Here is a 15,967-nt window from a genome sequence, read left to right on the forward strand (position 1 = left end):
CACGTGACGGGCAGATAACGAGCTCTCCAATATAGAACACATAAAAAATTTTTATGCATACTATTGCAAACTGTAGGTTAGGTCACTCACCACGGTGCGAAGCAATTGATTCTAGTCTATGGGAGATACAGCATGCCAACCACTAGAAAACTTGATTGGAACAAAGTGGCACTAGCTGCTAAAAAATTAGGCAAAGAAATTGGCACAGCATTGATGGGAGTTATAACCACCCCTCTCAATGCGATAGGTGCTACCGCTGAATTCGCTAAGGAAACGGGCTGGCCAGCAGTCAAAAGCGGCGCTGAAACGGCATACACAAGCACCAAAAATGCACTGGTCCAGGCAGGTAACTGGATCCAAAACACAGGCTGGCCTGCAGTCAAAAGCGGCGCTGAAACGGCATACACAAGCACCAAAAATGCACTGGTCCAGGCAGGCAACTGGATCCAAAACACGGGCTGGCCTGCAGTCAAAAGCGGCGCTGAAACGGCATACACAAGCACCAAAAATGCGCTGGTCCAGGCAGGCAACTGGATCCAAAACACGGGCTGGCCAGCAGTCAAAAGCGGCGCTGAAACGGCATACACAAGCACCAAAAATGCGCTGGTCCAGGCAGGCAACTGGCTCCAAAACACGGGCTGGCCAGCAGTCAAAAGCGGCGCTGAAACCGCATACACAAGCACCAAAAATGGGCTGGTCCAGGCAGGTAACTGGATCCAAAACACAGGCTGGCCAGCAGTCAAAAGCGGCGCTGAAACGGCATACACAAGCACCAAAAATGCGCTGGTCCAGGCAGGTAACTGGATCCAAAACACGGGCTGGCCTGCAGTTAAAAGCGGCGCTGAAACGGCATACACAAGCACCAAAAATGCGCTGGTCCAGGCAGGCAACTGGATCCAAAACACAGGCTGGCCTGATGTCAAAAGTGCAGCTCAAAATGCATTTAAGGCTGCACGTGATTTTTGCAGTAGTAAAATTTCTCAACTAAGCGATAAGGTAGCCGAGTTGCATGATAAAGCAGTCGAAAAAATAGACAAGTATTTAGATGATTATTTAGCAGATGATGGTGGTGGATTATTGTTATCTTCCCCCAAGTCAAGTTCCAGCGTAACGAATATTCTTTCGGATGATGCATATACAAGCCCAGGAACATCAAGAGACAACGTGAGTGAAAAGGATAATGACAAGGGAAACACGATAGAAAGACGACTTGGTTAAAATTCTGTTTTTATATTAACAATGGCTATCTTGATTGAATTATAATCCCCTTCAATTTTGCTGAACATTTTTATATCAGTTTCTAAACTCATTTGTTGAGCGATCATTTTTCAGCGACAGTTATAAATGTTTTTACTCCTCATTATTACGGTTACTTCAGGTCTGTTTAAACGAATAACATAATCAAAATATTATCCATGAAAGTAATTATTTTAATGAAGACATTTTTGGATAGCTAATTAAGATGGGGGTATCACTAGTATTGCACTTGGGCTATCATAGGGCTGTTTGCTAAGATGCTTTGGATAAACATGAGTAATGATAAGACCCTGAATGTAAAAGCTACTGGAACCGTAGCCCTCGCTATTATGGTTAGCCGTGTATTAGGTCTTATTCGAGAGGTTTTGTTTAATGCCTTATTTGGTAGTGCTGCTATGGGAATTTTTCTTATTGCCTTCCGTGCGCCAAACCTTTTGAGGGATTTGTTTGCAGAGGGAGCACTCTCTGTTTCCTTTATTACTGTGTTCTCTAAGAAAATTGAAACTGAAGGTGATCAGTCAGCTTGGCAACTGGCTTCAAAAATGCTGACATTAACCAGTATTTTTATGAGTGTTTTGTGTCTTTTGGGAATTATTTTTGCCAAATACATTATTTTCATATTGGCTCCTGGTTTTTCAGCAAATGATATTGAAACAACTGTTTTCCTCACTCAATTAATGTTTCCTTTTATTTTATTGGTGTCTCTTGCTGCTATTGTAATGGGGATGCTTAATTCGAAAAATGTCTTTGGTGTACCTGCATTAGCCTCGAGCTTTTTTAATATGGGTTCAATACTTGGTGGTGCTTTGTGTGGATGGCTGATTGATCCTTCTTTTGGAGAGCGGGCGTTGATTGGTTTGTCTGTTGGAACAGTGATAGGGGGACTTTTACAGCTTGGCGTTCAATTCCCAAGCCTAAGAAAGGTTGGTTTTCGTTTTAGACCCAATTTTCATTGGTATGATTCCGGGATTCGAAAAACTTTGATTTTAACTATTCCTGCTGTGATTGCTGCAAGTGCTGTACAAGTGAATGTACTTATTAATTCCGGATTTGCATCATACCTTGGTAAAGAAGCAGTAACATGGCTAAATAGCGCATTTAGACTCATGCAATTTCCACTGGGAATGTTAGGAGTGGCTATTGCTACGATTACACTACCAGTAGTATCTCGTCTTGCGGCAACAAGCAATCACTCACAACTTGGTCCCACCTTGGCGCGAGCGATTCGTTTAGCAATTTTTTTGACCATGCCAGCAGCTGTTGGACTTTGGTTTTTTGCAAACCCGATTATAAGTTTTATTTATGGGCATGGAAAATTTCATGCATCAGATTCTTTGCAAACTGCATATGCATTGCAATTTTATGCTCTTGGGCTTGTGGCATATTCCTGTATCAAGGTACTTTCACCGGCCTTTTATGCTATTGATAAAAAATGGTCTCCTATGATAGTCAGTTTTGCCACCATCATCTTAAATATTATTTTGAATTATTATTTAATTTTCAAATTGAATATGGGGCATTGTGGACTTGCATTATCAACAACAGTCTCTGCTACTGTGAACTTTTTGATTCTATATATTCTTATGAGTCGCTTGCATAATATGCAAAATCGATATCTATGCAGCACTACATTACGTTGTATTCTAGCAGCTGCAACATTAGGTTTTGTGTGTCAATTTATCTTTGCGTATGGGACTGATTTTCTTTACCATCCTTCATTTTGGGTACGCGGGGTCTCTCTTGTCATTTCTATTTCTTTTGCCGCCTCAGTCTATTTCGCTATATGTGTCCTTCTTCGAGTGGATGAGGCAAAGAGTATTTTTATAATCATTTATCAGCGATTTGGAAGCCCAGTGGACTTAAAATCAAAACAAGTTTAAAAGAAAGTTAAAAGAACTTTCTTTTTCTATTTTGATATTTGTTAAAAAAATTGCCCACCATATTTTGATTAATAAATCCTTAATAATTTATCTATAGAATATCAATAATCGATCAAATAGTGTTTATTTTGCATGGCAATCAGTAAGCGTGAATCTAAAAAAAACCTAACCCACTTTGTTGTATTTGGTGATAGCCTTTCTGACGGTAAAAACATGGGGGAAAAGTTTTCTTTTCTAGGCTCATGGGTAAAAAGTTTATGGCTCAAAGCATTAGGATTGGATAAGTCTCCTAAAGAGCGCTTTACTAATGGGTATACATGGGCTGATTCGTTTAGAGCAACTCTTATCAGTAAGTTTCTTAATGACGACAAAATAAAAAATGATTCTGATCACCGTTTTGGAAAATATAATCTGAATAATGCGGATATTAGTGATGAAGTTCTCTCCCAGTCTCCATTCATCCGAAAAAGATATACTTTGGATGACGTTATCGCTGAATCAAGAAAAGTAAAACGTAAGCAACGCGTAGAAGATAGAGAAGAAGGTCATCTATTTACTGCAAAGCAAGAAGGTACTCCGGAGGATATAATTAATCCAGGACATATAGTTGATAGCACGGATATAGCCGATGCTGCAATCGCACATCGGTATAAAACGAATGCTCAACGTGCAACTCTTCGCAACAAAATGCGGCTTCTGAACGCTTCAACTCTTCAAGAATCTTCTGATGATATATCAGATCAGATAATTACAGATCCTCGTTACAGCAAATACGTTCAAGAGTATTATTCGCTCGATGATGGGCGTACTGCTCAATATAATGGGCAAAATTTCTTCGCGAATTACAGCCAGGGTGGGGCTACATCTTATGATTACAGCTGGAAGGGTCTTTTTCTTTCTCTATTTGCCCCATTTACTTCGATAAAGCTTTTTTTTACTCGTTTAATTGTATCTAATTTGTCAAAGCAGGTGGATCAATTTCTAGTCGACCTCGAGAAACAAGAAGATTATGAGGATAAAGAAAGGACATTGATTACTGTATTTTCTGGTGCCAATGATTTAATTACGGTTAATTCAGAACCCACAAAAGAGGCAGCAAATCTTGCGGTACAAAGTAATATCGATAACATTGAGAAATTGCTTCAACAGGGCTTTAAAAATATTATGCTTTGTAATTTGCCCGATTTATCACTAACACCACGTTTTCAAGGTACATCAAGAGAAGGCCAGGCTCACGAAATAACAGAATATTTTAATACCCAACTCGAAGAGAAATATAAAAAATTAAAAGAAAAATATCCTTCCTGTTCTATTGATTTTTTCAATATTAATTCTATTTTTACTAAAATATATACTGATGTGCGAGATAACCCTCAATCAGAATATGCTCAATATTTTGATAGTAAAAAACTCAAAGAAGCTTATAAAGATTCAACAGACTATACCATGACTCCAGAGAGAACCTCTCCAGGTTCTAAACATATGTTTTGGGATGATGTGCATCCAACTGCTACAATGCACGCTTTGTTGATGTCTGAGTTTTATAAAAATATAGACGCATTAGGTAAATATAAAATCACTGCGCCAGCAGAACAAAGTCCTGAACAATTGTGTAAAAAATTCAGACAAAAATATCATGAAAAACTAGAAAACTCTTGGTTTGGATTTTTGAGTTCAAATAAAGAACTTCCCATTAATTATAAAGAACCAGCCAAAGCGCTGAATAGTATATTACGCTTTGCACTCGATAAAAATAACAAGAAAGCGGACTACATACGCAGGGCTATGATTGATTTAGGTTGGTGGGTAAATAATGAGCCAAATATGTGTATTCCTGCTCTGGCTGATGCGATGTGGGTTTTAGATCCTACTTTAGCTCGAAAGTTAGAGGCAAAATTGGATCCTCATTTAGAACAACCGCACTCTAATTCCCCTCGAATGATGATGGGGGCCTTAAATGCAGGGGTGTCTCGCCACAAAACAGTTCCTCCAGAACTTGCTTTGTCGCCAGAGGTTGAGAAAAAATTAAAAATGATGCAAAAGCTCCCTAATAAAAATAAGGAGTCAACTTTGTCTCAAGCAAAAGGAAATACAACATTTGAAACACCAAAATTATCTTCAAAGGATAATGTTTTGACTTTTGCTTAAGTATTTATTGGCCTGGGGTAAACCAACGCATATAGTATTTGACAAAGAATTACACATTTTCACTCTTATAACAAAAACGCAAGGCTTTGATTTTTTTAGTGCTGGCAATAGGAAAATATAGAAAAAATAAACAGTCTAAAGAAAATCAAAATTTAATATCATAAATCGCATTTCTTTACTCGCAATAAAAATCTATTAATACTAATAACTATTAAGGCGAGTTGACCATTCATCCCCACCGCGTAGGTATCGAAACTTGTTCCTGAGAGATCCTCACAAAATATAATCACATCTGAGGGGCTGCATGTTGTGCTTGAATAGCGCATTGATAAAGCATCATTAGCAAATTCTGAAAGTTTTCTTGAGTCAAAAGAAGCGTTTTTTTCAACACGTGTTTTCCGAGGAACACGATGAATAAAGCGAAAGCGGATTTAGCAGAATGCGCTTGAAAATCAGAAACTTTGCCTATTGATTGAATATGAAGCCCTGCAATCCATGCAGCAAAAGTAGCAATAGCAGCCACCAGTCATAAGATATTTATTTTTGTAAAACAAGTCTCGTTCCACGTGTAAATGTTCATTGCCCAATAGTCTATCTACTTTTTGAAGAGTGCTATTTTCCGTTGGTATTGGATATTAACCTACCTAAACCCGTTCAATAAAGTTTGTTAGTGCTAACCGCTACTTTGCTGGTACCCATTAAACTCTTTAATCTATTTTTATGAACTTGGGGGAGTTGCTCTGCGAATGTTTTATGTAATAATTCAATCAAGTGCATGATGGTGAACCTTAATAAGGTCGGAAACACTATTGGATCACATATCTTCATGTACTTCAAAAAATATTCATCATTCTTTTCAGAAAGTTATGCTCACTTTTTGTGACCATCTCTCAGGAGCAAGTCGCGGCACCTACGCGGCGAGGATGGATTGGCAATAGGCCTTAATTAAATGCAGGTAAAATTTAATGTATCTTGAATCGAATCAAATTGTATTCTCACCATCAGATTTAGCTCAGTTTATGGATAGCCCTTTTGCTTCATGGATGGATCATTTGGCAGTAACAAATCCTGAGTATCTTCCCTCTCCTGATGAAAACAATGAGTTGCTTAGTGTGTTGCATGATATGGGAAATCAACATGAGTCAGAAGTATTAGCCTCTTTTGAGGCAAAGGGATTAACAATTGCTAATTTGCGTAATCGGACGGATTCATACCAAGCTACCATAGATGCTATGAAAAATGGGGTAGATGTAATTTATCAGGCGCATTTGGAATTGCTTCCGTTTAAAGGATATGCTGATTTTTTGATTAAAGTCCAGGGGAAAAGTATTTTTGGAGATTATTGTTATGAAGTTTGGGATACTAAATTAGCTAAGTATGTCAAGCCGAATTTTTTGGTGCAATTGAGTTGTTATGCTGAAATGCTGGATGTGATGCAACAAGCAAGAGCGGATCATATCACCATCATCCTGGGCAACAAGGAGCAAAAACGATTCAGGCTCAATGATTATTTTTATTTCTACCAAAATCTGAAGCATCAATTTTTGTTACTACATCAACAGTTCGAGCCCTTTAAAAGCCCAGATCCCGCCTTGTCTAAAAGTTGGGGAAGATGGAGCACACATGCAAAGAATCTTCTATTAAAGGCAGATCACCTGATACAGGTTGCTACTATCACCTCGGGACAAATCAAGAAATTAAATCAAGCAGGCATCTATACTATGACTGCTTTAGCTAATTCTGATTATAAAACTGTAAAAGGAATAAAATATGAATTATTCGAGCAATTAAAAGCCCAGGCTAAAATTCAAAAAGACAGCATTGGCAAGGATGTTCCTGCTTATCAATTAATTAATCATGAAAATGGAAGAAAACAGGGGCTGGCTCTGCTACCTCCTAAATCAAAAAATGATATCTTTTTTGATATCGAGGGATTTCCTTTAGAAGACGGGGGATTGGAATATCTTTGGGGTGTGACATATTTTGATGAAAATGATCAACGCCGATATATGGATTTTTGGGCACATGACAAAGATCAGGAAAAAGAAAGCTTTAGATCGTTTGTTGAATGGGTCTATAAAAGATGGCAGCAAGATCTTTCCATGCACATTTACCATTATGCAAGCTATGAAGTTACTGCTTGCCGAAAGTTAATGAGCAGGTATGGGGTATGTGAGTATGAAATAGATCAATTGTTACGCAATGGAGTTTTTGTTGATTTATATAAAATCGTAAAATCCGCGCTCTTGATAGGGGAGCCTCGTTACTCAATTAAAAATGTGGAACATTTATACCGCGCTAAACGAGACACAGAAGTAGGATCTGGTGGCGATTCAGTAGTTGTTTATGAGCGTTGGCGGGAAAATCCTGATGGTGATACTTGGCAAACCTCAAAAATATTAAACGATATTCGCTCTTATAATATTGATGATTGTAATTCTACTCAGGAATTGGTGAGGTGGTTAAGAGAAAAACAAGAAGCCTGTGGTATTTCTTTTCTTGGCCAAACAGAGTTGATTGAACCTGAAATTAAAGAAGAAGTTAATGAGCGCATTAAACTTCGCGATAGATTACTTAAACGAGCGTTGCAATTACACAGCGAGGGCCATGAGCTGCTGTCTAAACTTCATTCCGTTATGGCTTGGTCCATCGAATTTCATAGACGTGAAGCCAAGCCTGTTTTTTGGCGGTTATTTGATAGATTAGGGTTAAGCGAAGAAGAGTTATTTGAGGATATGGATTGCCTTGCTTATTGTCAGCGAACTGAAAAACCACCTTATAAATCCACTCCAAAAGCACGAAATTTAGTTTACGAATATTCGTTTGATCCTGATCAGGAATTCAAAGCTAATGCAAAAGAATATTATCTTTTAGGGAATGAGACGCCTGATGGTAAAAACATAAAGGCAATTTGCCATAATGAAGGCAGTGATTTGGATCATGGGATTATTGCTCTGCAAATAAAAAATGAACCTGATAGTCTTATTACCTTAATTCCAAATGAATATATTGATCCCGATCCAATACCCCAGGCAATTACAAAACAGGCGGAATCCTTTGCAAATGGAATGCTCGCTCAAACTGCTATAGTTGATTTTTTAGGCAAATCTATTCCGAGAATCAAGGATCATACATCGGGTCAGGCGATAGCGCCCAGTCATGATCCAGAAAGAAGGCTGAATGAGATTATCAAGGCGGTTGTTAATTTGGATAATAGTTATCTGACTATTCAAGGTCCACCCGGCGCTGGCAAGACCTATACAGGTAAGCACTTGATTGCCGAATTGATAAAAAAAGGAAAGAAAGTAGGTGTATCTTCCAATAGCCATAAGGCCATCAATAATTTATTGATTAATACAGCCAAATATTGCCAAAAAATGGGAATTGCCGGGCATTTTTCCTGTAAAAGCAAAACGGATTCAGTTATTGATGATTTAAATATTAATGTTTTGGAAAATAAGGATATTAGTAGCTTTTTGCAGCCGGGATGCGTTGTAGGAACTACGGCTTGGGGCTTTTCCAGAGATGATCTTGAACATGCATTTGATTATCTTTTTATTGATGAGGCAGGGCAAGTGAGTGTTGCAAACTTAATTGCCATGAGCAGGTCAACATCGAATATTATTTTAATGGGGGATCAGATGCAATTGGGACAACCTTCCCAAGGGAGCCATCCTGATGATAGTGGATTGTCCATTCTAGATTACCTGTTACATTCAACTCCGACTATTCCTGATTCAATGGGCATATTTTTGGGAACAACTTATCGTATGCACTCAGCGGTCAATCAATTTATTAGTGAGGCCATATATGAAGGTAAACTTGAAACCGCGCCGGAAAATGATGAGCAATTGATAACGGTTCCCGTTGGTTATAATGGCATTTTGAACAAGGAAGCTGGAATAATCCCTGTACCAGTGATTCATGAAGGTAATACTCAGGGGAGTGATGAAGAGGTAGCGCAAATTTTTTCTTTAGCCCATGAATTGTTGGGACGTACTTTTAATGACAAAAGAGGCAGGCAAAGAACGATAGATTGGGACGATATACTTTTTGTTGCCCCTTATAATTTCCAGGTTAATAAATTTAAAGCAGCCCTTGGAGATAAAGCAAGGGTAGGGAGTGTTGACAAATTCCAGGGACAAGAAGCGCCGATTGTATTTTTAAGTATGTGCGCAAGTAGTGCTAATGAGTCACCTCGGGGGGTAAACTTTCTTTTTGATAAGAATCGTATTAATGTTGCAATCTCAAGAGCACAATGTATGGCTGTTATAGTGTATTCTCCAGCATTGTTGGATTCTGTACCAAATAATATAGAGCAAATCGCTATGATGAATATGTTTTGTCAACTAGTGAAAAATCGTTAGAAAGTGTCGTCTTATGAAAAAGGGTCAAACATTTATTTTAATTCACGGTGCCTGGCATGCTTCCTGGTGCTGGAAGCCTATTGCAAAAGAACTTATTGCGAAAGGGCATAAAGTTTTGATGCCTGATTTGCCTGGTCATGGTCAAAAAAAGCAAATAAGCAGCTCCATAGGTTTTACTGATTATGTGAATAGTGTTATTCAATTAGTACAACATCAACAAGAACAGGTTATCCTTGTCGGACATAGTATGGCTGGATTAATTATTTCCGCGGTTGCAGAAAGGATTCCCGAAGCCATTGGCGAACTTGTTTTTGTCGCAGGTTATGTTCCGCACGATCAGAAGTCTTTGTTTTCATTGGCACTCGAATCTGAATCGAATAACCTCACACCTTTTTTGATTATCGATGAACTTTTACAAGAAATTCGTCTTCAGATTTCAGCAGATTTAATCAATATTTTTTTCAATTGTTGTAAAAGGGCGGATGCTCAAAAGGCGATGTCTCGATTACAAGCGCAGCCTATTCGACCTTTTAATGAACCAGTTCAAATCGGTGAAAAATATACTCGTACTCCTAAACGCTCTTTAGTATGCCGCTATGATAAAGCGCTACTTTTAAGTGATCAATTGCGTATGAGTAGAGAAGTTACCGATAATATTATATATTTAGATGCTGACCATGCTGTCTATTATTCTGGTGCCAAACTGATTGTAGATGAGTTATTAAAATAAGAGAATTGTTTTTATGCGTGAAAAAATTTTAAAAGATCATAACGTTGCTACGACTTCTTTATTAGCAAACTATTGGAAAAATGAGGCTAAATCTAAAGAAAATTGGCTTTCATTAACCCAAATGCAAGGTACAAGAGAAAACGACTTATTTAAAGATCCTCTTATGCAGAACTTTGTTAATGAGCAAGTAAAAGAAGAGGCGGAGCAAAGACTCGACAAGAGAATGTGGTTGCCCTTAGCTACCAGAACGCGTTTTTTTAGACAGACTGTATCAGATGCCGTAAAAAATAAAGAAGTAAAGCAAGTTATCATTTTAGGTAGTGGTTTTGATACTTTGCCTGCACGCAAAATAAAGTATACGCAACAATTTGGAGTACGTTTTTTTGAGATTGACCAGCCACAAATTTTAAAATGTAAAGAACAGATTTACGCAGAACAATGTATTCATAAGAATGCTACTTACATTCCGCTCGATTATGTGAATGGTGATTTAATTGCCGCATTAACAAACAATGATATTGATTTTACAAAGCCAACCTTAATCCTATGGGAAGGTAATACATTCTATCTTGAAAAAGAAGATGTGCTGAGAATTTTACGTGATTTATCAAGTAAGTTTAGTCACATGGTTATTACGTTCGATTATATGCACACTCTGATGCAAACAAGTACGCAGCAATTAGACTCATCCGCCAAGGAAAAATGCCTCGAAAAAACTTTAGATGAGTTTGCCAGTAAAAAATCTCCTTTTAAAGCATTTTTTGAGCCAGGCGAAATAGTTTCTTTATGCACCAAGCTGGGAATACAGTGCGTTGATCATAAAACAGCAGCACAATTAGCTAAAGAATATGAAGTGGATCAGGAGCCCTACTATACAGCTGAAACTTATTCCATGGTAACGTTTGAGCATAAATAAGTACCTAAAAAAAGTGTAGATGCTGCTTTTATAGCAATAATTTTTTGCTTTAAAAGCGGCATGCTGTACTAGTCCTATGAAACCGATACAAATACTCAATAGATGAAGTATGCATACCCTAATCAAACGTTCTGTATCTGATTAAGCCCTCTTTAAGTACAAAACTCAATCGTAATTCTTAAAAAAGTACCAATTTTGCCCCATGTTCCCAATAACTTATGAGCGTTAAATAGATTACGTATACATGCTTCATATATTGCATAATACGTGTAAGTATAATTTAACTCAAATTGTTCATAATTTAATCATGTTGTTTTGTAGGAGATTCTATTATGGGCCTTGAAATTTATACTTGGAAAAGCAGTCGCAAAGGATTAGGTTTTACGACACCAGTCAAGTCTACGCTTCTCGGTGGTAATGTAGGGCATGCTGCTGTTGAATTAACCTTTCCTGCTGATGAAAAGGGAGATGAATTAGCAAAAAAATACCAGGATATCCGGGGCCTTGCGATAAGTAAACGGACAGAAATAGTTCCAGAACAACAAGCAGATGGCAATTACAAGCCCAAGGAACAGATTAATTATTTTGTCTATTTTAGTTGGTGGCCCGGAAATAGTAATGGTCATCACATTAATAGTCATAGGGATGATTTAGAAGCTGAATGGCGTCACGAACCAAGCCATAAGATTAAATCCTATACAAAAGGATATTTATATGGCGAAAATGTACCTGAAGATAATAAAACCAATGTTAAAGGAAGTTTAGTACGTGAAAAAACGATCACCAAAGTAAAAGAGTTTTCACATGCGCACCTAAAACATGACATTGAAAATGATCCTGCTTATAAGGAGTTAACAGCACGAAAAGACGCATTGCTGGCTGAGAATAAACTTTTGACAGATAAGTTAACGAACTATATGCAAGAAGTAAAACAGGCTCGAATTGAAAACAGGGAACCAAATAAAGCGCTTGATTTAACTGAAGCCGAAAATGCTCAATGTAGTATGATTCCCAAGGAAATAAGCCGAATATCTGCACAAATCGACTTGTGTAAGAGGGACTTTGAAGAAAGGCATCTTAGTGTTGGAGAGGCACCTGCAGCGATCGTTAGAATACCAACTACTTATGATCATAATGCACCGGATTTTGCACTTGATGCTGAAAAAATTCTTGAAGAGATGGCCAGTTTATCACAAAGCGCGGTCGCTTATAATTATACTAAATTTAATTGTTCCACTACTGCAACACAAGTTGTCAAGGCAGGCATCGATGATGAACTAAAGATGACAATGGAAGCTGGTGGATTTGATGTTGAAAAGGCGTCTAAAGCATATATTTCCACGCCCACATCATTTTGTGCATTTAGTAAAAAAATTCAATCAGAATTGCTTCATCTTAATACGAAACAAGATATTGTGGAACAACGCCAAAACGATGCTCCAGATAGATCACCTGCAATCGAAATCGACTTTAAAGCGCGGCTTAGAGACATAACGCAAGAATCAAGAAAAGTAGAAGAACGAAACGAAGTCGATACCGGTTTTGTCAGGAGAAGATAACATTGTTCTTTATAGAGTATTTGTTCTCTGTTTGATACTCATTTACCATCGTGATGTATCAAACAGAGACATTTTTACAGCGCAGGAAAATTGTGTCTATAAAATGCTATAAATAGAACAATTTGTGGCGTTTATCTTTGTCCACGTTTCGTTAAGTTTTTTAATAGCCAATGAAAAAAATCTCGGGCCAGTTGTCTCACTAATGTATTCTTACTCATTGTTACCAATAATGAAGGCTCTGTTGTTGCGGCTTTGTCATGTGTGGCTTGGGGGGTATCCAGTGCTGCATTTTGCTTTTTTTCAGCAAGCATTTCTGCTGCGGAATGGGAATTTTGCGGACGAAAATAGCGTTGGTACAAATGAGATGTGTTAAGAATTTGTTGTATTTCACTATCAGTTAATACACCCATTCTTGATTCTGGTGGTCTAATCAGACAGTGAATTAACGGTGTTGGTTCTCCTTCAGCATCAAGAGCACTCAAAAGAGCTTCACCAATACTTAAAGTAGTTAACATTTTTTCTGTATCATAATAAGTTGATGGCGGAAAGTTTTGTGCTACTAATTTCATTGCTTGGCGATCTTTTGCTGTAAATGCGCGTAGGGCATGTTGAATTTTTAATCCGAGCTGTCCTAAAACTGCTTCAGGGATATCGTTTGGTGTTTGAGTGCAAAAAATCAAGCCTACACCTTTGGAACGAATTAATTTAACAATAGTTTCAAGTGTATTTAATAAGGCTTTGCTGGCATTTTTGAAAATTAAATGGGCTTCGTCAATAAATAAAACTAATTTTGGTTTGTCAGGATCGCCTAATTCTGGTAATTGGCGATAAATATCGGTAAGCAACTTTAACATAAAGGTTGAAAACAATTGGGGTCGATCTTGCATGTCCATTAAACGGACAATGGAGATAATTCCCTGATCGTTTTCGTTATATCGTAATAAATCATCAATTTTAAAAGCAGGTTCACCAAAAAATTGCTGGCCACCTTGAGATTCTAATTCGACAATTTTGCGCATAATAGAACCTATTGAGGCTGAAGCAACGCTACCATATTGAGACTCTATTTCTGAGTTACCTTTTTTGCTTTGTATGTATTGCAATAGGGCCTTGAAATCCTGTAAATCAATTAGTGGCATCGAGTTATCTTTGGCATATTCAAAAATAATAGTTATAACTCCAGCCTGAGTTTCATTAATTCCTAACATTCTTGAAAATAAAAGGGCACCAAAATCAGCAACAGTGGTGCGTAAAGGAACTCCTGCAACACTGCTTAGAGTGAGTAACTCTACGGGATATCCACGAGGATTATAGGAGACTTGCAGGGATTGACATCGTGCTTCAAGATCGGGAGTAGCATCTCCTGACATTGCCAAACCTGAAATATCTCCTTTTATATCCATCACCAGGCAAGGTACCCCGGCCAGAGATAATTGCTCAGAAAGCACTTGCATGGTTTTTGTTTTTCCACTACCGGTAGCACCTGCAATTAAGCCATGCCGGTTAAATGATTTGAGTACGAGATTAACAGGAGCATTTTTTAATATTTTATCATCAATAAGAATACCTCCCAGTTGCAAGGAAGCAATGCTTTTGGGTACTTGGTAAGGGGTGCTCAGATCTTCATACATAAAAACATCCTTGTTGCAGTTCATATGCATTAATTATACTCATTAATTCAGATTATTGCTGGGCATGTGGATTAGGCGTTACGTTTTAAGAACTTCTTTAGTTTGAGGCTCAAGCTGGTGCTGAAACAGAGTGTAAACATGAGAAGCTTTTTTTTGTGCGTTTCCCGCGAAGTCTTAATCTACATGTATTTTTATCTCTGCTGTCGCACTGCTTTTTCCCCAAGATTTTTAACTTGTGACTAAAAAACAGTGCTTTCGCAGAAGGTAGGGTGATGAGATTTCTATCTTTAAGATTCAGGTTGCAAGTTGAGCTGTATTTTTTTTGCCATGTCTAAATGTTGTACTACTGTCGCACGAGTATGACTCAGAAAGCTCTTGATTGATTCAGTTTTAGCTTTTTTCATTAATTGAGTATCAATCAAGTCTAAAGCAGCTTGATGTCCATTTATCATGGCATCAATGTAAGCTTTATCAAATTGTTTGCCTTGTAAGCGCCCCAATTTCATCATTGCCTCATTACCTTCAGTGGTTAGCTTATTTGCCTGATCACTGTTTAAAGAATGGAGATGAAGGTTGTTTGCAATTTCAAGGACTTGATTCAGGTTGCTACCATGATGTTCACTCAGAAATTTAGCGAAGTCCATTACCTCTGCACTTACTTTTTTGTTGGATGCAACAGCGGCCAATATAATTTATGTTTTATCAATAACAGCAACATCTGCCAAAATGTTCATTTCATCGGATGTAATTTCAACTTGTTTGACATTTTCTGAAGCTGCAAAACAATTGGTACTGAAAAAAAATTTACCAAGGCTGCAATGAATCCTATTATGAATAAATTTTTTGATAATTTCATATGAATTTCCTTTTCAAGTGATTCAATCAAAAATATTACTCTATACTTTAACTTAAATAAAAAGGGAGGTAATGAATATGGCATCAGGAAGAACTGGCAGCGAAAAAATTGATGATACTATTATAAAAATTTTAAATACCTTATTAGAACTCGAAATGGCAGGCGTAGTGCGTTATACCCATTACTCCTTTATGATCTTTGGTTTTAATCGAATTCCTATCTGTAAATGGATGCGCGATCAAGCTCAAGAGTGTCTTAATCATGCTCACATGATAGGTGAACTTATCACTCATTTTGCGCATCACCCAACACTTAAAATTGGTAAATTATTAGAGACCCATGAACATAATATTAGCCATATTTTAGAAGAGTCACTTGAGCATGAAAAAGAAGGTTTGAATTTATATCATCAACTCCTACAACATGCGGAAAAAAAATCAGTGTTAGTTGAAGAATTTGCAAGAAAAATGATCCAGGAAGAAGAAATGCACCTTGGTGAAATCTATAAAATGCTTAACCCCCACGGGGTTTTTAAAGATTAAAAAACATAATCTGGGTAATTGATGGGATGCGGTGTGGAACTTTGTTCCCCTTTAATTTTATAATCATTCTCTGATTATTAC

Annotated in this window: 11 protein-coding genes; 8 read left to right on the top strand and 3 right to left on the bottom strand. The window is 37.5% G+C overall.

What is annotated here, in order from left to right:
• Positions 1 to 132: 132 nt before the first annotated feature.
• From EKG34_RS00140 to EKG34_RS00150, 3 genes are all read left to right on the top strand, one after another.
• The gene (locus EKG34_RS00140; RefSeq protein ID WP_130560085.1) at positions 133 to 1,218 is read left to right on the top strand and encodes a hypothetical protein; all 1,086 of its coding nucleotides are present in this window, start codon (positions 133 to 135) and stop codon (positions 1,216 to 1,218) included.
• A gap of 311 nt (positions 1,219 to 1,529) precedes the next feature.
• A complete protein-coding gene (murJ, locus tag EKG34_RS00145; protein ID WP_012978952.1) occupies positions 1,530 to 3,137 on the top strand; it encodes a murein biosynthesis integral membrane protein MurJ in 1,608 nt (535 codons plus the stop codon).
• A 132-nt stretch (positions 3,138 to 3,269) separates the two neighbouring features.
• Positions 3,270 to 5,285, top strand: coding sequence for an SGNH/GDSL hydrolase family protein (locus EKG34_RS00150; RefSeq protein WP_003632351.1), 2,016 nt, complete (start codon positions 3,270 to 3,272; stop codon positions 5,283 to 5,285).
• 286 nt (positions 5,286 to 5,571) lie between these two features.
• On the opposite strand, the gene EKG34_RS00155 is transcribed toward EKG34_RS00150, so the two are convergent.
• Complete coding sequence (locus EKG34_RS00155) at positions 5,572 to 5,808, bottom strand: hypothetical protein (RefSeq protein ID WP_003632349.1); 237 nt, start codon at positions 5,806 to 5,808, stop codon at positions 5,572 to 5,574.
• A 442-nt stretch (positions 5,809 to 6,250) separates the two neighbouring features.
• Here EKG34_RS00155 and EKG34_RS00160 point away from each other — a divergent pair, with 442 nt between their 5' ends.
• The 4 genes from EKG34_RS00160 (at position 6,251) to EKG34_RS00175 (ending at position 12,857) form a co-directional block, all read left to right on the top strand.
• A complete protein-coding gene (locus EKG34_RS00160; protein WP_003632346.1) occupies positions 6,251 to 9,652 on the top strand; it encodes a TM0106 family RecB-like putative nuclease in 3,402 nt (1,133 codons plus the stop codon).
• A 13-nt stretch (positions 9,653 to 9,665) separates the two neighbouring features.
• Complete coding sequence (locus EKG34_RS00165; protein WP_003632345.1) at positions 9,666 to 10,382, top strand: alpha/beta hydrolase; 717 nt, start codon at positions 9,666 to 9,668, stop codon at positions 10,380 to 10,382.
• A gap of 13 nt (positions 10,383 to 10,395) precedes the next feature.
• Positions 10,396 to 11,298 carry a class I SAM-dependent methyltransferase gene (locus tag EKG34_RS00170; protein ID WP_003632344.1) on the top strand — a complete coding sequence of 301 codons (903 nt, stop codon included), beginning with the start codon at positions 10,396 to 10,398 and terminating at the stop codon, positions 11,296 to 11,298.
• 332 nt (positions 11,299 to 11,630) lie between these two features.
• Complete coding sequence (locus EKG34_RS00175; protein WP_003632342.1) at positions 11,631 to 12,857, top strand: hypothetical protein; 1,227 nt, start codon at positions 11,631 to 11,633, stop codon at positions 12,855 to 12,857.
• 131 nt (positions 12,858 to 12,988) lie between these two features.
• Here the strand turns inward: EKG34_RS00175 and EKG34_RS00180 are convergent, their stop codons facing one another.
• Together EKG34_RS00180 and EKG34_RS00185 are read right to left on the bottom strand one after the other, a co-directional pair.
• On the bottom strand, positions 12,989 to 14,488 hold the full coding sequence (locus tag EKG34_RS00180) for a helicase HerA-like domain-containing protein (RefSeq protein ID WP_003632341.1): 1,500 nt from the start codon (positions 14,486 to 14,488) through the stop codon (positions 12,989 to 12,991).
• A 287-nt stretch (positions 14,489 to 14,775) separates the two neighbouring features.
• Entirely contained in the window at positions 14,776 to 15,174 is a 399-nt protein-coding gene (locus tag EKG34_RS00185; protein WP_003632340.1) for a DUF4142 domain-containing protein, read from the bottom strand.
• Between the two features lie 247 nt (positions 15,175 to 15,421).
• Here EKG34_RS00185 and EKG34_RS00190 point away from each other — a divergent pair, with 247 nt between their 5' ends.
• Entirely contained in the window at positions 15,422 to 15,886 is a 465-nt protein-coding gene (locus EKG34_RS00190) for a ferritin-like domain-containing protein (protein ID WP_003632338.1), read from the top strand.
• Positions 15,887 to 15,967 lie beyond the last annotated feature (81 nt).

It is taken from the genome of Legionella longbeachae (genome assembly GCF_004283175.1).
Classification (GTDB): Bacteria; Pseudomonadota; Gammaproteobacteria; order Legionellales; family Legionellaceae; genus Legionella; species Legionella longbeachae.